The 21211-nt window shown below is 28.8% G+C and carries 22 protein-coding genes; 21 read left to right on the top strand and 1 reads right to left on the bottom strand.

Annotation, left to right across the window (positions count from 1 at the left end; translation table 11 throughout):
- Window positions 1-17 precede the first annotated feature (17 nt).
- The 21 genes from ACOQN8_RS05825 to ACOQN8_RS05925 all read left to right on the top strand — a co-directional run bounded on the left by ACOQN8_RS05825 (window position 18) and on the right by ACOQN8_RS05925 (window position 19026).
- Entirely contained in the window at window positions 18-764 is a 747-nt protein-coding gene (locus ACOQN8_RS05825; protein WP_420551969.1) for a hypothetical protein, read from the top strand.
- 25 nt (window positions 765-789) lie between these two features.
- Window positions 790-1290, top strand: a complete 501-nt coding sequence (locus ACOQN8_RS05830; RefSeq protein ID WP_420551970.1) for a hypothetical protein — start codon at window positions 790-792, stop codon at window positions 1288-1290.
- 85 nt (window positions 1291-1375) lie between these two features.
- A complete protein-coding gene (locus tag ACOQN8_RS05835; RefSeq protein WP_420551971.1) occupies window positions 1376-2215 on the top strand; it encodes a LytR/AlgR family response regulator transcription factor in 840 nt (279 codons plus the stop codon).
- A gap of 113 nt (window positions 2216-2328) precedes the next feature.
- On the top strand, window positions 2329-2991 hold the full coding sequence (locus ACOQN8_RS05840; protein WP_420551972.1) for a CPBP family intramembrane glutamic endopeptidase: 663 nt from the start codon (window positions 2329-2331) through the stop codon (window positions 2989-2991).
- Between the two features lie 153 nt (window positions 2992-3144).
- Complete coding sequence (locus tag ACOQN8_RS05845) at window positions 3145-3846, top strand: hypothetical protein (protein WP_420551973.1); 702 nt, start codon at window positions 3145-3147, stop codon at window positions 3844-3846.
- 73 nt (window positions 3847-3919) lie between these two features.
- Complete coding sequence (locus tag ACOQN8_RS05850) at window positions 3920-4801, top strand: alpha/beta fold hydrolase (protein ID WP_420551974.1); 882 nt, start codon at window positions 3920-3922, stop codon at window positions 4799-4801.
- Entirely contained in the window at window positions 4794-5288 is a 495-nt protein-coding gene (locus ACOQN8_RS05855) for an RNA polymerase sigma factor (protein WP_420551975.1), read from the top strand. The genes ACOQN8_RS05850 and ACOQN8_RS05855 overlap by 8 nt, the downstream gene beginning before the upstream one ends.
- Before the next feature lie 2 nt (window positions 5289-5290).
- Window positions 5291-5872, top strand: a complete 582-nt coding sequence (locus ACOQN8_RS05860) for a hypothetical protein (RefSeq protein WP_420551976.1) — start codon at window positions 5291-5293, stop codon at window positions 5870-5872.
- A 189-nt stretch (window positions 5873-6061) separates the two neighbouring features.
- The gene (locus ACOQN8_RS05865; RefSeq protein ID WP_420551977.1) at window positions 6062-6451 is read left to right on the top strand and encodes a biotin/lipoyl-containing protein; all 390 of its coding nucleotides are present in this window, start codon (window positions 6062-6064) and stop codon (window positions 6449-6451) included.
- Between the two features lie 26 nt (window positions 6452-6477).
- A complete protein-coding gene (locus ACOQN8_RS05870; RefSeq protein WP_420551978.1) occupies window positions 6478-7062 on the top strand; it encodes a nucleotidyltransferase family protein in 585 nt (194 codons plus the stop codon).
- 201 nt (window positions 7063-7263) lie between these two features.
- Window positions 7264-7854: a DUF6624 domain-containing protein gene (locus ACOQN8_RS05875; RefSeq protein WP_420551979.1), complete on the top strand. Its 591-nt coding sequence runs from the start codon at window positions 7264-7266 to the stop codon at window positions 7852-7854.
- 314 nt (window positions 7855-8168) lie between these two features.
- Window positions 8169-8969 (top strand): hypothetical protein, encoded by an 801-nt coding sequence (locus ACOQN8_RS05880; protein ID WP_420551980.1) that lies wholly within the window; start codon window positions 8169-8171, stop codon window positions 8967-8969.
- A 63-nt stretch (window positions 8970-9032) separates the two neighbouring features.
- A complete protein-coding gene (locus ACOQN8_RS05885; protein WP_272151055.1) occupies window positions 9033-9836 on the top strand; it encodes a hypothetical protein in 804 nt (267 codons plus the stop codon).
- 35 nt (window positions 9837-9871) lie between these two features.
- Window positions 9872-10264, top strand: a complete 393-nt coding sequence (locus ACOQN8_RS05890) for a hypothetical protein (protein WP_420551981.1) — start codon at window positions 9872-9874, stop codon at window positions 10262-10264.
- A 176-nt stretch (window positions 10265-10440) separates the two neighbouring features.
- Window positions 10441-11487, top strand: a complete 1047-nt coding sequence (locus ACOQN8_RS05895) for a hypothetical protein (protein ID WP_420551982.1) — start codon at window positions 10441-10443, stop codon at window positions 11485-11487.
- Window positions 11488-11576: 89 nt separating this feature from the next.
- On the top strand, window positions 11577-12674 hold the full coding sequence (locus ACOQN8_RS05900) for an SEL1-like repeat protein (protein WP_420551983.1): 1098 nt from the start codon (window positions 11577-11579) through the stop codon (window positions 12672-12674).
- A gap of 148 nt (window positions 12675-12822) precedes the next feature.
- The gene (locus ACOQN8_RS05905; protein ID WP_246175019.1) at window positions 12823-13203 is read left to right on the top strand and encodes a hypothetical protein; all 381 of its coding nucleotides are present in this window, start codon (window positions 12823-12825) and stop codon (window positions 13201-13203) included.
- Window positions 13204-13361: 158 nt separating this feature from the next.
- Window positions 13362-13703, top strand: coding sequence for a cyclic-phosphate processing receiver domain-containing protein (locus ACOQN8_RS05910; protein WP_420551984.1), 342 nt, complete (start codon window positions 13362-13364; stop codon window positions 13701-13703).
- Window positions 13704-13900: 197 nt separating this feature from the next.
- Entirely contained in the window at window positions 13901-16039 is a 2139-nt protein-coding gene (locus ACOQN8_RS05915) for an ATP-dependent nuclease (protein WP_420551985.1), read from the top strand.
- A gap of 3 nt (window positions 16040-16042) precedes the next feature.
- On the top strand, window positions 16043-17833 hold the full coding sequence (locus tag ACOQN8_RS05920; protein WP_420551986.1) for a UvrD-helicase domain-containing protein: 1791 nt from the start codon (window positions 16043-16045) through the stop codon (window positions 17831-17833).
- Between the two features lie 470 nt (window positions 17834-18303).
- The gene (locus ACOQN8_RS05925) at window positions 18304-19026 is read left to right on the top strand and encodes a hypothetical protein (RefSeq protein ID WP_420551987.1); all 723 of its coding nucleotides are present in this window, start codon (window positions 18304-18306) and stop codon (window positions 19024-19026) included.
- 294 nt (window positions 19027-19320) lie between these two features.
- Here the strand turns inward: ACOQN8_RS05925 and ACOQN8_RS05930 are convergent, their stop codons facing one another.
- A complete protein-coding gene (locus ACOQN8_RS05930; protein ID WP_235274473.1) occupies window positions 19321-21183 on the bottom strand; it encodes an ABC-F family ATP-binding cassette domain-containing protein in 1863 nt (620 codons plus the stop codon).
- Window positions 21184-21211: the final 28 nt, after the last annotated feature.

The raw sequence follows: 21211 nt of genomic DNA on the forward strand, positions 1-21211 counted from the left end.
AAATTGCTACTTCCTAGATGAAAAATAAAATATTACATTTCTTATTTATTACCATCATTCTTATATCGTGTAATAAATACTCACGAGATAAATACCCTCAATTAGTTTCAAAGTTAGAATCCTATAAAAACATTAACAGCTGTTATTCTGCTGAATTAAATACTTTAGACAAAATTCCAACTGACATACATAATAACATAAAAGCTTACTTCAAACAAAGGTTAGGAGATTCAATTTTTCAAAAACTGGAATTTAAAAACGTTAATGTATTTTCAAATAAGCCAATTAAAATTAAGAGAAATTCAGATGATATCGTATCTCTTTTAGGACAACAAAAAGAAAAAGAAGAATGTGATACAATCATAGCATTTCCTGTATATTCAGCAACATATCACTTAAAAAAACCAGAAATCGGAATCGAAAAAATTGGTTTGAATTTAATGCTAGATAAAAATGGAAAAATAATTAAAGACATTCAGTTCCCTACAACTGAAGTATTCAATAAAACAATACCAATAGACTCAGTACATTCAGAGTTAATTCGTAGAAAAATTCCATATAAAAAACTCAGTATAGAATTATGGTTCGATAAAAAAACTAAATCTTTTATTTGGGAGACAAATACATTAGTTAGAAATGGAAGTATTTTTGGGCCTAGTTGTTTTCCAGAAGTAAAACATCATTTTAAAATGAATGCTACAACAGGAGAAATAATAGAATATGATTCTGAAAAATTAGAAGAATACTTTACTTATAAGTATTAAAACAATCGTCTAAACCAAACAAAGGATGATATTAGAAATATTACCAAATAAAGGATTCAAAATAAATACTGATATATTCAACTGGAATGAAGACAGAAAATTAGTCAGACAAAAGTTAAAGGATAAGCACAAAGAAGAAGATGAAACTATAGAAGTATCACAATTCTTTGATGGAGATACAAGTCATAACATAGAACAAAGAAGAGATGTTTATCAAAACATTAAAGAAGAAGAAAACTATTTCTTTTTAAATTATAATAAAAACAATCAACTACAAGAATTAGAAATTCATTGGGGTGTTAAGGTTAAAATAAATAAAATAGAAATGGAGTTTGGAAAAGATATCACCAGCTATTTAAATCAACTAAGCTCTCAAGGATATGAGTTTAAAGAAATAGAACATGGAAATTATCTATTCAAAGAACTCAAAATAGTTATTGCAAATGCAGAAGCAATGGGAGCAGATGGAAATGGGTTTTCTTACATTTTTACTACCCAAGATATTGAACACTTAATAAAAGATTAAAAACAAAGCATTCCTATCATACATTTACAATACTAACATAGCAAAAATTATTCTTTATTTTTGGATTAAAAATAGCTTCTAATCCATGAGTTCTATACAACCAACCAAGAATACAATAAAAACAACATGGCATAAATTTATCAATAGTGCTACATGGTATTGGTTTCAGAAGGTAGTCATATTAATTTTTTTCTCTTTAGTCGTAAATCATTTAGCTAAACGAGAAAGTTTTCCAACTAGTGAATCTTATAGGTTTCCTATAGAAGGGTTTCTTTCAACAATTATTTTATCAATTCTTATTGGAATCATAGCAGACTTTAATTTCAAATATTATAAGAAAAAACATTTCTCAAAAAAGGTAGATATAAAAACTATAACCTGGTTTATAATTTCAACACTAGGGTACATAGCCATCATGTATATACCTGTAAATATCCTTTTAAATATAATTGCAGGAGGACAAATAGGAGTATTTTATTATTTATTAATAGGATTATTAATCACCTTATTAATATGCTTTATTTTCATCAGCTTATTCTACGCACAAGACATCTATAATTTATATAAGTTTTCTTTAAAAGATGCAGAAATAACTATAGAAAACGCTACAAAAATAACAAAACTTACTTATGAAGATATTAGATGTTTTTATATTGAAAATAAAATTGTTTTTGCAGTACAAAATGATGGAACAACAATTAATACCGATTTTACATTAAATGAACTAGAGGAAAAAATAAACGACCAGTTATTTTTTAGAGCCAATCGTAAAATTATCATTCATAAAAATGCAGTAGATCAAGTTGAAAAAATTGAAAACGGTAAGTTGCTAATTAAGTTAAAAACAACATTTGAAAATGATGCAATAGCCGAAATCAATATCAGTCGTTACAAACGAAAAGCATTTTTAAATTGGTATCAATAAAAGATATCGACTATTCAGTAAAAATTCACGACCATTCAGCAAAAACATCAGTATTTAAAAGGGATTTAAAAAAATTAGTTCATTATTTCGTTTCGAATTAAAAACTCCAAACAATGAACAAAATCACCTTAAAACAAACATTAATCCCTTTAATTACCATTATAATTATCTGTACTTTATGGTTTGGTCCCTTCAGTATAGGTTACATAGAAAACATAGTCATTGCAATATTAGTTATTATAGCAAACTATATAGAATATAAAAAAGAAGCATTATTAGAACTTGGTTTTCAACGCAAAAAATTTACCACCAAAAACATCTTTATACTAGCACCATTAGTTGCACTGGCACTCTTTATTTTCTATGTATTAATATTAGTTCCTGGAATTACAAAACTTACAGGAGCACCAATAGATTATTCAGCTTTTGATCAATTAAAAGGAAATCTTCCAGCCTGTTTAGTGGCTTTATTATTAGTGTGGGCAACTGCCGGGTTTGGAGAAGAAATTATCTTTCGTGGTTATTTCATGCGACAATTTGTAAAATTCTTTGGAGAAAGCAAAGTAAGCATTGCTCTTAATATTATTCTTTTAGCTTGTTTTTTTGGCTTTATGCACAGTTATCAAGGAATAACAGGGCAATTAGTTACAGGAATAGTAGGAGCACTCTTAGCACTCATATATTACTTACGTAAATACGATTTATGGTTTATTATAGCAGTACATGGTTTTTTTGATACCATAGCACTCATATGTATATACTTTGGTTTGGTATAATTATACCAAACAAACTCTAGTATTTATAACTCTTCTTTTGAATTACCATCAAAATAGCATTTCATAACATGAATTCTACAGTTGACTACATCTCTTTTTTTTAAAAAGCTTCACATAATTAATATTGAACTTTTAAATTAAAAAAGTAGTAAAATGAGATTATTAGCAGTATTCCTAATAGTGAGTATCAGTAACATATCATTCGGACAAAAGACAAAAAACAAAGTTTTAACAAGCACAGAAGAAAAGAATTATTGGGAAAAAGCATATAATAAATCCACAAAAAAGAGATTCATTCCTGTGGAATTATTTACAGGAGCTAAATGGGATGGAAAACATAAATTAACACTAAAAAAAGTTGCTACCACAGCTACTTCTTGTCATCCGTTAACAGGAAAACGATGCACTAACTATACTATTACAGGACCTTTCAAAACAGAAAAGAACAACACAAAAATTGAATGGGTAGGTAATAAAATTCCCTATTACCGAAGAATATATAACACCAAACGAGGAGGGAATGTAGAATCGTTTTTTACCATTAACAATTCAAAAGATGGATTGGTTAGAATTTATGATAAACGAAAACAATGGGGAGAAAGAGCATATGACGGATTAGGAAGTAAATTTCCACTAGGATATTGGAAACAAGGAGAAGTACGTACCTATCCATCACGCAGACCAACAAGAATAGAAATTATAGAACTAGACGGACCTAATCATTGCCTTACATTTCGATGGACAGTTGGAGAAGGAAAAAAAAGAAATCAAGATAATATCTATACATTTTGTCCAAACCGTGGTTTTACAAGTTTTCGCCACAACAACCAACATACAAACTCAAAAAAACCTTAAAAAAAAGTGTAATAAATATCTTGGTTGTTAATCTAAAGAGTAAATAATATTTACAATAGAACAATTAAGAAAAATGAAACAACTAGGTATTTTAATATTAGTCTTATTAATACAAAATATTACATTTTCACAAACTAAGAAAAACGAATATCCATTTAAGGTAGAAACAAAAGGAAAAGGAAAACCTATAATTCTTATTCCGGGTATGGCTAGCTCAGGAGATGTATGGAATCAAACAGTAGATTCGTTAAAAACGAAATATCAATGCCATATATTAACGTTAGCAGGTTTTGAAAAACAAAAACCAATTAATTTAGAAAAGGGATTCTTACCTAGAATAAAAGAAGAGATAGTAAAATATATAAAAACCGAACTAAACGAAAAACCAATTCTGATAGGTCACAGTTTAGGCGGTTTTTTAATTTTATCAATTTCAAGTACATACCCAAAACTGTTATCAAAAATTATAATCATCGATTCATATCCCTTTGGACCATTGGTATATAATCCTAATGCAACAAAACAGAATATAAAACCACAAGCCAAACAGATGAAGGAAATGCTACTTGTTGCTTCAAACAGTCAATTTGCAGCTCAACAAGAAACAGCATTAAAAATGATGATTACAGATTCAAATAATATTAAATTGGCTACAAAATGGTCATTAGAATCAGACCGAGCAACAATTGCTCAATCAACATTCGAATTAATGATTACAGACTTAAGACCTGAAATTAAAAAAGTAACCATCCCAATATTAGTTTTAGGTAGTTGGTATGGCTTAAAAAATTATGGCTTTACAGAAGAAATTGTAAAAGCAAATTATAAGAATCAATTTATAACAGCCAAAAACTGTAAAATAAAAATTGCCAAAAAAGCGAAGCACTTTATTATGCTAGATGACCCAAATTGGACTTTACAAGAAATAAAATCGTTTATGCTCGCTTATGAATAACAAAGACCAATATTTCACTAAAGTTTACGACCATTCCAAAGATAAAATCTATCGTATTAGTTTAGGTTTTATGGGAAATGAAGAAGATGCAAACGACTTATTTCAAGAAGTCTTAATTAAAATTTGGAACAATCTAGGCAACTTTAGAGAGGAAAGTAGTATAGATACTTGGATCTATAGAATCACCACAAATACAGCTCTCGCCTTCATAAATAAAACAAAGAAATTAAAAAACAAACATACTAATGTAATACCTGAAAATTTAAAAGCAGAGCCCATTAATACAAAATCGGTTTACGATCAGGAAAAAGTTAACAAATTATACCAAGCCATAGCTTCGTTAAATAAAATTGACAGAATAATTATTAGTTTAATATTAGAAGAAACTAGTTATAATGAGGTAGCAAACATAACAGGAATTAGTATATCGAATGTTGGAGTAAGAGTAAATCGAATCAAGAAAAAACTGGCTAAAAAAATTAAATAAGTATGGACGAACAAATTAAAAAGATGCAAAACATGTGGCTAGAAAAAAAGACCAATTCACACAATATAGAAGAACTAATTAAGCGATTAAGTAAAATCGAAAAAAAAGTAAAATTCCGTAGTACATTCTTAATGATTATTTTAGTATTTCTAATTATAGTTTCGGTAATACTTTATACAGAAATTGTCGCAGGTATATATTACACACTAGCCTATTTGTTTTTATTTGCAGCCATTATAATAAAATTGATTTCGCTCTACAAAATGAATAAAATCATTTCTCACGAGTCAGATTATACAAACCTTAGTTTCATAAAAAGAATAAAAAATCAACAAGCATTTAAAACAACACATATTTTAATATATCTATTTCTAGCAATCTTAGCTTTAAACTTTGCTTTACTAGGCTTATTTTATGAAAAGGAATCTATTTTCGGCTTTCCATTAACCAGTAAGAACAGAATTTTCTATCATCTTTCAACAATAGTCCTTTTTATTCTTGGATATTTAAAGCATAAAAAGTTTATGACAGCAATAAAAAAAGAAACATCAAATCTAATTACTGAATTAGAAAATGAAAATTAGAAAAGAATCAGTTTCAAACAATGTATAAAAGAATTAGCGGTTTTAGTGCAAACTAGAACCGCTTTGTATTTATAGAAGTAAATTCTCCACTTGCAATACCAACATACATTGAGTACATTACGCTCACAAAAATTGAAAAAGAAACATCAAAATACAACGCTATACCTACAGCAAAATCAATCTTATATAATGATAAAATCCCTAATCCGTAAACTATTTCTTTCCAATGAAAACCGAAATACGGTTATAAACGATTTAAAAAGCAATCCAAACTTCAAAACAAAAGAAGAAATGGAGAAAAAGGGAACTACCTCAACCCAAACAGAAACCAAATTAGAAAAAGGAAAAACCAAATCAATCTTCCTACCAAAAATGGGAAACCAAAAAGGATTCATTTTAACAAAATGGTATGTTAAACCAGGTGATATTGTAAAAAGTGGAAATGTAATTTGTGAAATAGAAAACAAGAAGATTACAATGGAATTTGAAACTTTTTATAGTGGAAAAATAGTAAACACCTGCAGACTCAATCAAAAACTAACAAACGGAACCGAAATTGTAAAAATAGAAGGAATATAACCTCCCTTTTACAACACCAACATACATTGAATACATTAAACACACAGAAAAATAAATTGCTAAAAGAAAAGCTAATTTCACTAATCATAGATTGTCCCGAAATAGTAGAAACATTAGAGGCTTGTACAAAGTATGGACTAAAAGATTATTATGTTGCAGGAGGAGCAATAACACAAATAATTTGGAATAATTTAAACGGAGAATCAACACTTAAAAATGTAAAAGATTTTGATATCGTATACTATTCAAAAAATGAAAAAAGGGAGCAATCAAAAGTCCATCAATTAGAAATAGAAAAATTAATAAGTCATAAATTCCCTCTCGACATAACCAATCAAGCATATGTCCACGAATGGTATCCAGAAAAGTTCGGAAATAAAATAAAACCATTTAATAATACAGAAAACGGAATACAAACTTGGCTTTCAGCATTTGCAATTGGAATTCGAAAAACAAAAGAGTACCAAATATATGCACCATATGGTTTGAAGGATGCTTTTAATATGCTTGTAAAACCAAATAAACTCACAATGAGTGAGGATAATTATATTAAAATGACCGATAGTTTTAAAAAGAGGTGGGAAAATATTCAAATAGAACCTTGGAAATAAAAAACAAAGTATCGTAACTCTTCTTCATAGAATATAACAGAAATAATTGGTTAAAAAACTTCAAACAATCAGTCAATAAGTCCTTTAAAAAGACAAATTGTCTTACGTTTTTACTTGGCTCAGTTATTGAAAATCGATTTTACACAAATCATAACAAAACTGTTATGAATTATATTAAATCAAAAAATAAATTCTAAAAAAATGAAAAAGAGAAAAATTTTCCTGAGTACTTTTACTATTTTAATAGTAGCAATTTCAACATTCCTATATATAAATTGGGACAGGTTTGTCTATGTAGGTTCAGTAGACGTTATTGAAGTAGACTGCAGTAAAAAACAACAAATCTTGAGCGAAGTATATGAAAGCGATCAAAGGATTAGAAAAGCAAATGACCTCATCAAGTACGGTAAAGAAGATCATAGAAATCAAGAATTAGTAATAAGTATTATTGAAAAATGTGGAATGCCAACATTAAAGGAGGTGTCTCAAAAACAAATGAATGCCATCTGGTTAGGGCTGCAACATAGTAATAAAAAAATTAGAAAAAAGTATTTTCCACAAATAGAAAAAGCGGTAGAAAATGGAGACTTATCCAAACAGCAATATGCTTTAATGAAAGATAGAATGTTAATGGATGAGGGCAAACCACAAATATATGGTTCACAAATAAAGAATGGTAAATTATATAAATTAGAAAATCCAGAAACAGTAAACGAAAGAAGAAAGGAAATGGGAATGAAACCAATAGAGGGTTATTTAAAGTATTTCGATATTCAACCCAATTCAAATTAAAAATATAGATTATCGATCGTATAATCAAATAATATAAAAAGCATTTAGAGTAGTGTCAATAGTAATAATATCAATATTGCTATTGGCACTATTAGTATCTAAATAAAAAAACAAAAACACCTCCACAATCAATCTCTTTCATAAACCCTCTACCCCACTTGCAATACTAATAAGCTTTTAGTACATTAGACACGCAAAAATTGAAAAAGAAACATTAAAAAATAGTGCTGCACTTCTTAAGATTTAAATAAGTTGACTATGAGTACCTAAAAATTCCTCATACAAACAAGTAACTACACATTAAAAAAAACTTTATGAAAAAAATGATACTTATTGCATTGTGCATAATTACAACTTCAATTAGTTATTCACAATCGGATACATTACAAACAAAATTAAACTCAATTTTAAAAGAAGCAGATTTACTTTATAATTATGAAAAAATTGCTTGGAATGCATCTGACTTATTAATGTCAAAAGCTAAGCTCAAAAGAAATTATGGTGGATATGTAATCTATCATTCAAATGATACAATTTATGCTTCATTTATTGATAAAACACAAAAAAATAGAATTGCTAAATATTCATTTGTTACGGCAAATTTGAATAAGCCATTTGATATAGATACTAAAAAAAGTGAATTATCAAATATCGAACAAAAATATTTAGATGTTAAAATTAAAATAATTAAACAATTGTCAGACCCAAAATATAAAATTGGTTTTCCAGAAGGTTTTAATCCAAATTTAGTTTTATTAAAAGAACCACAAGGGTATAAGTTGTATATTCTAATGGGTACGACAAAACCTGGTTTAATTCCTTTTGGAAATGACTATCTATTCCACTCTGATTTAAATGGAAAAATTATAGAATGGCAAAAATTTCATTCTCGAGTAATACCGGCACACAGTAAAATGCCTAATGGAACTGTCGTGATTTCAGCAGTTCATTCACATTTAAAAACAACTCCGTATATTACTGCAACTGATATTTGTACTTTTCGACTTTACGGAAATTTAGTCGGAATGAAAGAGTTTATGGTACTTTCAACCTCTTTAGGAAAATATTTTAAGTACAATATTGATACGAATACTATAGAAGTAACCGAACCTTAAACGAGTAATAACAACGTGTATAAAACATAGCTAATAAATACTAAACCGTTATGCTCACTTAAGATGAAGAGAATAATTTATATAATACTTTTAACTTTTTCCTTTACAGGAGTTTTTGCTCAAGAAGAAGAAAAATTATATACTTTTTGTAAAAACTTTAGGTATCAAGAAATAGAAGATGGATTAAATGACTTTCAAAAAAAGTCTACAAATAAAATCAAATATCAATGGCAAAATCTACTAGAAAGAGAATTAGTAAATGACTTTTTTGAACAGAATATAAAGTTTACAAAATCGGTTAAAATAGAAGGAACTACCTCAAATTACACTTTATACAATTACAATTTAAAACTAATTAAAAAGAAAGATGGAAAAATTGCTTTTTATAAACTAATTAGACTTAAAAATATAAAATCAAAAGAGAAATGGATACCGAAAGAAATAATTCTAAGTCAAAACTCAAATCAAATGATGAGAAAATTAGAATCAAAATTCGAAGAAGTATATTCATATCCATTAAATCATAATGAGTTATTTGAATCGGAAATTGTTTATGGACGGGTTTGTGGACATGTAAGAGGAACACCTGAATATAGAAGAAAACTAACCCGACTTATAAAATTGAAAGACACAAAAAGTTTGGTAAAATGGTTAAAATCAACTGTTGTCGAAATTCAACTCTACGCAATTGATGGAATTTTAACTTTAAAAAAAGATGGAGTTATTTTTGACAAAAGTGTTTTTAAACTAATTGATATAATTAGTAATAAAAAAGGAATTGCTAAAACTTGCAGAAGATGTATATATGGGGGTGAATTCATAAAGGTAATAGTTGAAAAAATAAAAAAAGAGCATAACAAAATGTAAAAACGCGTTTTACATTAATTTTCATAGTTAATTAAATGAAATTCAAACTTACTTACATTTTAATTTTATTCTCATTTTTCAGCTGTAAAAAAGATCCAATCTGCACTATTAATGAAAATAATGCTGGAAAAGAAACCTACGACTTGGATGAAGCAACCTGCTTCATTGCATTGAAACTAGAAAAGAAAAAGTCCGATTTGAATTTAATTCGCGATGCTTTGATTGCAGAAGAGAACTATATGTCTAAAATCAGATTACTATCCAAAAATCCGGATTCAAAAAATAAATCAAATGCCTATTTAGATATAAATGAACTTGTGAAATATGCTATGCATAAGGAAAAAATAAACTTAACAAAAGACCATTTACTCGAAATATATAATGTTGAAATTGAATATTTAAAGTTTATTGGAGTTTTAGATGAATAGAAAACTACACTAATCTATTCACTATTATTATATATTCGACTATGTATAAACCCCACTTGCAACACCAACATACATTGAGTACATTAGGCTCACAAAAATTGAAAAAGAAACATTAAAAATAATCCTATGTACTTAACACTTAATATATAAATAAGTAATGCGTAGTTATAACCAAAATGCTAAAAAAAATAATTCAGAAGATCATTGGAGAAGACTATAAAAAGCCTAAAGCTGTACAATGCTTATGGTATTCAGATTTTGATTACTTAGCATTAGAAATTGAGCTAGTTTATAAAACTAGTCTAGGGTATAAAAAAGAGAGTGTAACTACTCTTAACTATATAGACTTTGAAAGTCAACAAGAACTCAGTAAAGAAGCCAAAACAATTGGAAAAACTTTAGCTGAAAAACATAACGCTGAATTTTACTTCCCTTCACCTGATGAATGGTCAAGAGAGTGCCCTGATTGGTGGCTTTCGAAAACTGCTTTTAAATGTGAAGATTGTGGAATACCAATAATACAAACTGACAGTAAATACCTTCCTAAAGAGGTTTGTTATCCTTGCCATTTAACCAGAGAACAAAACAACCGAATAAAAAATGCTCTTCCACATGACGATGGAGTATCAATGTACTTTCATAAAAATGGTGAATATATAAAATTAGGCTATGCTTCAAAATTTGAAAGTTTTACAATTTCGCCATTTATAAAACATAAAATATCGAATGAAAAATTAAATAGTGCAATTAGTATTATATCACTAAATAAAAATGACATTAAAAATTTAATTCAAGAATTAGAAAACCTAATTGAAGACAAATTAAAAAACTATGAAAAGCCTATAGAAGATAAAAGACTTTCTAAATTTAATTCAATTAGAAGCATTAATTACAAATCAATTGAATATCAATTCAAAGGTTATGACAATGAAACTATGGATTTAATTTCTTCTTTTAACCAAGCTCAAGAAGCACTAGATGAAGGTTTTGAATATAGGATATTTTTTAAAAAAGGTTTCACTTATAGAGATGATTCTTTTCTTCGCTTTGTTAATTATGTTAATAAAGGAGAAACCAATATTTCGGAAGTAAATAAAAGATATAGAGAAATATTATCTCAGCAAGAAATAGAATCAACAATAACAAAATTGATTGAAATTGAATGTTTAACCAGAAATCAAGACAATATCTTTATAACGGAAAAAGGAAAAAGTATTGTTTAAAATAAAGAACGTACAACAATAACTATAAAGAATTGCTATCCTTATGTAACAAACTTATACACAATACCGTTACGTACAAATTAAATAGAATGAAAAAACTAACATCAATAATAATCTTTTGTTTTATATCAGCAATATCATTTTCACAAAACGCTAAGTATGAAAAAGGATTGAAATATTTTGACTCAATGAAGTTTATAAAATCCTTTAAAATCATGCAACCTTATGCAGATTCGGGCGACAAAATGGCTCAATTTATAGTTGGATATTGTTATTATAATAAAGAGTTAGAAATAAAGAATGACTCCTTAGCCGAACAATATTTAATTAAATCGGCAAACCAAAAGTTTGGTAGAGCAATGGGATTATTATCTGTTATATACTTTCAAAAGAGTATAACCACTCCAAAATATAAAGTAAATGCTTTAGTTTGGGCTGAAATTGCTGCAGCTTACGATCCAATTCAAAAAGGAACTACTACTAGACATTTAATTAAGGCTTATATGTCTTCTGAGGAATTACAATTAGCTAAGCAACTACTAGAAAAAAAGAAGCAAACATTTAACAAAATAAACCTTGAAGAATTTAAGGCTTCTATTCCTAGTAAGAGGAATAAAAAATCCAAAAGATCTAAGATTCCTAAGAATAAGTTAGGACTAATGGAAGATCCTTATAGAGATTGGGTATCAAGGTGGAAATATGAACAATTTGAGTGTTATACTCTATACTATACAAAGTCCATAGACGCATCAATAATCAATGCAACAATATCAGCTATTCAATCAACTAAAGAATTTGAATTATCGTCATTATACAGAGGAAAACAAACTAAAAATTTAAAGTTATCAGCTAAAGAAAAGAGTTTCATTACAAAAGAACTAAGCGCATTATTAAACCACGAATGGCAAGAATATTTATTTCCTTACTCTAGCCGCCTTGATAGTCCGCAAGAAATTCAAAATGCATTCAACCGAACTGAAAAACTAGGAACAGAAAAGGAAAAAAATATGTGCGCTATTGTTTATACTTTTTCAAAACCAATTATTCTAAGAAACGGTACACTAGCTCTTTTTCTAGACCAAAAAAGATATAGAACAAACTACACACAACTAAATTTTAGCTTTTACTCGCTCGAAAACAATCGATGGAAAGAATTAGCGGTCGTGTATAAGTATTATGAAAATTGAAAATAATACAGGGCACAAAACTCTCATATAAACAAGTTATAAAATATTATCGCTGAACATAAAATTAAATAAAACTATTATCAACAATAACTATAAAAAATTGCTAGCTTTATACAACAAATTCATACACAAACCCTTTGTTTGCAATTTGAAAAAAACTGAATTAAATATGTGGGAACCAATAACCGAAAAACAACTTTATTCTGAAATATGGGATGCAGAATATAAATTAGAAGGAAAACATCTTAATTTTTGGAATTTAATAAACATAGGTCCTGAAAAATGGAGTGAACCAAATTTTGGAAACGAGGGTGGTGGATTTTGGGTTGTTGCAATTTGCGGACGTAAAATAATTTGGTATAACGATATTGAGGAAGGGTTTAATATTTCCGATTATACTGAGTACGGAAAAATAAATGGATATTATTGCAATCAAGACTATTTGGATGAAGCTGTCCTAAGATTATTTGAATTGATAAACTTTGGCGGACAAATAACAGGACAAGCAGGACCTCCAATAAACATGTAATAAAACTGTATATAAATAATAGCTAAATCAGTACAAAAAACATAAGCTCCAAACTCACTTGCAAAACCAGCACACATTGAGTACATTAGGCTCGTAAAAATTGCAAAAGAAATACTAAACTTAGGAGAAAGAGCACCTAGTTATTCCAAAATAAAAATATGAAAAAGCTTTTTTTAGACGATATAAGAACCATCGAAATGATTTATGATAAATCAATGGAATCTGAATTCGATATCGTTAGAACTTATGATGAATTTGTTACTTACATAAACAAGAATGGATTGCCTAATTATATAAGTTTTGACAATGATCTTGGCCTTGACAAAAACGGAGTTGTAGCTTTGGATGGTTTAGCTTGCGCTAAATGGTTAGTTTATGAATCAGGACTTGATTTACAAAACTTAAAATTTAAAGTTCATTCAGCAAATCCAGTAGCATCTGAACAAATAAAAGGGCTTTTAAATAATTATATCAAACATTTAAAAAACAACAGCCAATAACTCCACTTGCAACACTAACACACTTTTAGTACATTAGACACACACAAATTGTGAAAGCAATAGTCCCCTATTCCTTTTATTTTTTTAATACGAAGTAATAACATTCTTAACGGATACCCGTAAAGGAATGCTATATGCTATACTTACATTTAGCACATAGTAATTAGTATATAAGCTGACTACAAAACCTATCAAATATGTATATTGAACAAATAGAGATAGATAATTTCAGAAACTTTTCACCTGCTAAAGAAGGATGTGGAACTGTAATTAAATTTTCAGAAGGGACGAATGTTATAATTGGTCATAATAATGCAGGTAAAACAAATTTACTTAAAGCACTTCAATTAGTTTTTGATTCAAAGAAGATGAGAGGAAAATTAACCATCGATGATTTTTGCAAAGAATACTCTGACTTTTCAAAACCTCCAGAAATTAATATTACAGTTACATTTAAAGAGCAGGAAGATGAGTTAGCGGATGATAAAGTCGTTGTCTATGATTGGATAACAAAACCTAATAAAACCTATGAGGCGCAATTGACATTTTCTTTTTTTTTACCTCAGGGAGACGATTACAAAGAATATTGTGAGGAGGTTGTTAAATTTCAAACTGATGGAAAATTTAATACCGAAAAAACATGGCGCTTTATTAAGAAGTACTTCTTTTCAAAATATGTTGCACGTGTATATGGTGGAATGCCGAATAATAAAGAGATTGCAGATTATGAAATGCTTGAAAAATTTGATTTTCAGTTCTTAGATGCAATAAGAGATGCTGAAAAACAGATGTTTTTTGGACACAATACAATTTTGAAAGAGGTCTTAAATTATTTTCTTGATTTTGAAATTACAGATGGAAAAAAAATAAAAGATCTCTCTGCAAAGGCAAAAAAAGAATTAAAAGAGAAAGAAGCTAAGTTTGAGACAACATCTGAGTCTTTATTCCAACAACTAAAAGATCGTATATCAAAAGAAAACATATTAAAATATTCTGAAGAAACTGGTGCGAATAAAGGTGGGCATCCTGATTTTGACGTACATGTAAGTGAAGAAGACTTATTATTTGCTCTAAGGTTAATAGTTAAATTAGGAGATATTAAAGTCCCTATTAGTAAAAATGGTTTGGGCTATAATAATTTACTTTATATCGCATTAGTCTTAGCAAAAATGCAAATTGAAAGTCAAAGGAGTTATTATGGTGAAAACGCAAAAGTTTTCCCAATATTGGCGATTGAAGAGCCTGAAGCTCATTTGCACCCTGCAATGCAATATAAATTTATCAAATTTCTCAAAGAAAACATTGATAAGGAAGGAAAAGTAAGACAACTGTTTGTAACAAGTCATTCTACACATGTTACATCCGCTGTAGAACTGGATAATATTATTTGCCTATACAAAGGAGAAAATAAAATTGAAATAGGATATCCCGGAAAATCTTTTGGGGATAAAATTGAATCTAAGAATTATGTGAAAAGATTTTTAGATGCTACGAAATCAAATATGCTTTTTTCTGATAAAGTAATATTTGTTGAAGGATTAGCCGAGCAATTATTACTACCTGTATTTGCTGCATATAAGCTTTATGATAAAAAAGAAAAGATTACAAATGAAGATGAATTAATAAATCAACATATTTCAATAATATCTGTTGATAGCCGAACTTTTAAACATTTTTTATACCTGTATTCGCATTCTAAAGAAAACCCTTATGCAATAAATAAAAAAGTAGTTTGTATTACTGATTCTGATCCTGAAATAAAAGGAAGTGATAATAAATGGAGAGCTTGCTTTCCATTTCAATTGAAGAAAACTGAGAGATTTAAAGCTATAGCATCCCATGTTTCAGAACTTAAAACAAATTTTAGTTCGAAATATACTAATATCTCTATTGCTCATCCAGTTGAAGGATTAGGTAAAACTTTAGAATATGAGTTAGCTAGATATAATCCTAATAATAAACTGCTAATCACTGATTCTTTCCCTACAATGAATAGTCCACATACAGCAGATAATTTCAAGAAAATACAGGATGAACATTTAAAAGACCCAAAAGACTATCTCAAAGTTTTAAATGTATATGAAAGTTTTATGAAAACAGAAAAGCAAAAACAATATTTTACTTTTCTAAAGACAGAGATTTTAGGAAGTAGTTTTTCTGATATGGAAAAATCTGCAACTCTAATAGCAACGATTTATTATACAATTGTGAAGAGTTTGAAGGGAGAACATGCACTTTATTTAGAGAGGAATTTACGAGAAGATATTAGCAATAGTACTCCTAAATTCATTGTACCTACCTATATTAAGGACGCTATTACAGAAATATTAAAATAAGGTATGGAGCAATTAGATGAATTACCAAAAATCCTTGAGAATATTGATAACCCTTTTAAAATTTCTGCTGGACCAGGAGCAGGAAAAACAACATGGTTAGTAAGTCATATTCAAAATATTCTAAGAAACTCAAATAATCTTGGTAAAACGCAAAAAATTGGTTGTATTACATATACAAGAATTGGAGCTGATACAGTAAATAAAAAAGTAAAGAAGATAACTAACACAAATCGTTTAGATATTGGAACAATTCATAGTTTTCTTTATAGAAATATCATTAAACCCTTCTCTTATTTAATTGAAAATGAAATAGACGGTACAGAGTTATTTAATATTAAAGAACTAAGTGGGCACATCGAAAATCGATTAATTTGGGATAGACTGAGAAGCTGGAAATCTGAGATTGAAAAAGATAATGGAAAAAACTACAATTATTTTAACTATGCCGATAATCGGAAAAGCTTGATTTCAAAATTAAGTTCTATTGATTATACTATAGATACAAAAACATCTAATATTCAGATAACGTTTAGAAAGAGTGCATCAAATTATAATGTAGCAATTCCAACATCAAATAATGAATTATTAAAATATAAGAAAGCATACTGGAGAAAAGGAATCATGCATCATGAAGATGTGTTATATTTTACCCATTTCATTTTTAGTAATTATCCAAGAATTAAAGATTTTATTAGCAATAAGTTTCCTTATCTTTTTTTAGACGAGTTTCAGGATACTAATCCTTTACAAACTTGGATTATTAATGAAATAGCAAAGAAAGGTACTATAGTTGGAGTAATTGGTGACCCTGCTCAGTCTATTTTTGAGTTTGCAGGAGCACAACGTAAAGATTTTCAAAACTTTACTTTACCTAATATTCAGAATTTTAAAAAATCAAAAAACTATCGTAGTTCAATAACAATAATTGATTTTTTAAAGGAACTAAGAGATGATATTGTCCAAATCCCCAAAAAAACAGCTTTAAAAGGAGAACCTATTAAGGTACTTGTTAGCACAAAAGAGTTTGCAATCAAACTTGTTAATGAGTTGGATTCTGATGATTTTGCTATTTTATGTCGTTGGAATAAAGAAGTAAATCAACTAAAAAACGGCTTGAAAAAGGTGGAAGGAACAAATTTGATTAGCCAATTATATGCTGAGGATAGTAATCATAAACGACCAACTTTTATTCACTCATTAATAAAAGCATATGATTTTAATGATTCTTTTGAATTTAAAGATGCTATTAAGGAAATAACGAAGCATTTGCATAGTTCAGATCTTATGAATTTAGAAAAAAGGAAATTTGTTATTGAAATAATCGATTATTTAAAAGACAACTTAAATTCAAGTATCGAGAATATTTATAAATATTTACAGCCTAAACTCAAGAAACACTCAGTTATGATTCCTGGTTTGAAGAAAGCTAAAAGTATTCATAAAAAATCATTTAAAGATTTCATCCCTTTTCTTTCAAAACAAACAAAAGTTAGCAGTAAAATAAGAACCATCCATCAAGCTAAAGGTGACGAATTTAAAAATGTCTTAATATGTCTTGATGATAAAACTAATAAGAATGGAAGCGTAAGTAAAAAACTCGAAACAATACTTAATGACTATATATTTAAAGCAAAAAATAATATTACTCTTGATACAGATATTGGAGAAGAAACACGTTTGATATATGTCGCCTGTAGTAGAGCAAAAGAACGCTTATTTATCAATATTCCCAGATTATCAAGGGAAGATGAAGTAAAAATGATTAAGTTAGGAATGTTAATTGAAAGAAAGTAAGCTTATAACAATAGCTACAATAAATCACTTTTAATCAAATATTTATATATATCCCTTTCGGACTTCCTATTTAGTTTGTATTTATTAAAATCGTTCTTTGTCTATACAAAAACACTATAACTAATTAAAGAAAAATCAAATTTAAAATCAATTACACGAAAGAGATATAATAGTAAAATAAATATTATAACTGATTTTGGTAAAAAATCTCATGTTGGATTAAAAAACAAAGAGTTTTGGATACCACAACTACTGAAATAATTAACAATTCACGTCTATAAAAATAAAAAACTAATAAAAAAACCTCCACTCAAACCACAAAAACAAAAAACACAACCGTTTATTACATAAAACCTACCGTTTGTTCATTAGCCTTAGTAAAAGGCAAAGAATACAGCTAAATTAAAAGCAGTATTAACACAAGTAAGTCAAAATACAACGTATAAAACTTACTTAAAAAACCATTAAAAATGAGCAAGCAATATGAAACAGGAAATGCCAAAAATGTAGCAAACTTACAAAAGCTAATAGAGCACATAAGTTTATACACCAATTACAATCCACCAGTAGAAAGCCTTACCGTAGAAAATTTAAATCTACTCTATGCAAATGCACTCAATGCTATAACGGAGGCAGAAGAAAAAAGAAATGCAAAGAAAAACGCCATTTCTGTCCGTCAAGAAAAATACAATACCCTAAAGAAAACCTCAACAAGAGTAATCAATCAATTAGAAATCTTAGGGCTTACAGAAGGAATATTAGCACAGGCAAAACATTTAAATAAACTCATACAAGGAAATACAAAGAAAAAGAAACAAATAGACGAAGCAACTGGAGAAGAAAAGAAAACAATATCAACATCAAGGCAATCCTATACCCAATTAGCTGACAATTTTGCTAAACTTATACAACTGTTAACAACCATACCAGCCTACAGTCCAAACTTAGAAGAATTAAAATTAGAAAGCTTAAATGATTACCATGCCTCATTGGTAGAAAGTACCAAAAAGGTAGATCAAACAGAAGCAGCATTCAGTTCTAAGCTAATAGAAAGAAATGCAATATTGTATAAAGGTGATGTAAGCTTATATACAACAGTACAAAATGTAAAAAAATATGTCAAAAGTATTTATGGAGCCAAGTCACCAGAATATCAAAACATAGCAAAAATTAAATTCATAGTAAACCTATAAAAAACAGGTCATCGATTTTATAAAACTACCAATCTAATTGAATATTCTTGTGTCCTAAAGTATAAAACAAGTGGTCGGTTTTATAAAACTGCCAATCCAATTGAATATTCTTGCGTCCTAAAGTATAAAACAAGCGGTCGGTTTTATAAAACTGCCAACCCAATTGAATATTCTTGTGCCCTAAAGTATAAAACAAGCGATCGGTTTTATAAAACTGCTAACCCAATTGAATATTCTTGTGTCCGAAAGTATAAAACAAGCAACCTAAAACAAAAACCAAAAGAAAAGGAAGAACTACTCCCCTTCCAATTTCATAGAAAGTTCAAACCAGCGTTCTTCCTTTTCTTCAATACTTTCAATAATATCTTGAAGCTCCTTAGATTTTTCATTAATCTCATCGGCAGAAAACTCAACATTCATAAATTTCTCTTCAAGAGCAGCTTTTTTCTTTTGCAATCTATCAATGTCTTTTTCAAGTAAACCCCATTCGCGTTTCTCATTATAGCTTAAAACACCTTTTTTAGGAGTTTTAACAGGTGCAACCACTTCTTGCTTCACTTCCTTCTCTTCTTTAGGCTTAGAGTCCTCATAAGCTCTAAAATCAGAATAATTACCAGGGAAGTTGTCAACAGCACCCTCACCTCTAAACACAAACAAATTATCAACAATCTTATCCATAAAGTAACGGTCGTGAGAAACCACAATCAAGTTACCAGGATAATCCAATAAAAAGTTTTCTAAAACATTCAACGTAACCACATCCAAATCGTTCGTAGGCTCATCCAAAATCAAAAAGTTCGGATTCTGAATCAACACCGCACATAAGTACAAACGCTTTTGCTCACCACCACTCAATTTCTCAACAAAGTCGTGCTGCTTTTTACGGTCAAACAAAAAGCGTTCAAGAAGTTGTCCAGCAGAAATCTTACGACCCTTACTCAACGGAATATATTCACCAAACTCCTTAATAACTTCAATAACCTTTTGCCCTTCTTTAATTACAATCCCCTTTTGAGTATAGTAACCAAACTTAACCGTTTCACCAACAACAACTTTACCACCATCTAATGGAATAGCACCTGTTAACATATTTAAAAAAGAAGACTTACCAGTACCATTTTTACCAATAACACCAATACGCTCACCACGTTTAAACACATAGTCAAAACCATCTAAGATAACTTTATCACCAAACGATTTTTTCATCTTATGAAGCTCTACAATTTTGCTACCTAAACGCTCCATATTAATCTCTAACTGAACTTCATGCTCAGTTCTACGCTTATGCGCTTTCTTCTTAATCTCAAAAAAGTCATCAATACGAGATTTAGACTTCGTAGTACGAGCTTTAGGCTGACGACGCATCCAATCCAGCTCCTTCTTAAATAAACTTTTAGCCTTACTCAAATTGGTAGCTTCTAAGGCCAAACGTTCTTCTTTGTTTTGTAAATAATACGAGTAATTCCCTTTGTATTTATACAATTGACCATTGTCAAGTTCAATAATTTCATTACACACACGCTCTAAAAAGTAACGGTCGTGCGTAACCATAAACAAAGTAATTTTCTCTTTAGCAAAAAAAGCTTCCAACCATTCAATCATTTCCAAATCTAAATGGTTAGTAGGCTCATCTAAAATAAGCAAGTCAGGTTTCTGAATCAAAACAAGAGCCAACGACAAACGTTTCTTCTGACCACCCGAAAGCAAACCAACCTTTTGCTGTAAATTATCTAGCTTTAACTTCGATAAAATTTGCTTGTACTGCGTTTCAAAATCCCACGCATTATGTTGCTCCATCAATTCAAAAGCTTCTTGATAAGCTTCCGTATTATCCGGATTCTCCAAAGCCTTTTCATACTGCTTAATAATGTCTAAAACTTTATTATCTGTAGAAGAAATGGTTTCTTCAATAGATAAAGAAGGATCTAATTTATCGTCTTGCGATAAATAAGCAATATCAATACCTTTTCTGCTCACTACCTGTCCAGTATCCGACTCATCAACACCAGCAACAATATTTAAAATAGAAGTTTTACCACTACCATTTTTCGCAACAAAAGCTATCTTTTGGTCTTTGTTAATTCCAAAAGAAATGTCTTGAAACAATATTTTTTCGCCATATGCTTTCGATATGTTTTCTACAGATAGGTAATTCATTTGCTAAAATTTATGCAAAGAAACAAAA

It is taken from the genome of Tenacibaculum aiptasiae (genome assembly GCF_965221665.1).
In the GTDB taxonomy this organism is placed as follows: Bacteria; Bacteroidota; Bacteroidia; order Flavobacteriales; family Flavobacteriaceae; genus Polaribacter; species Polaribacter aiptasiae.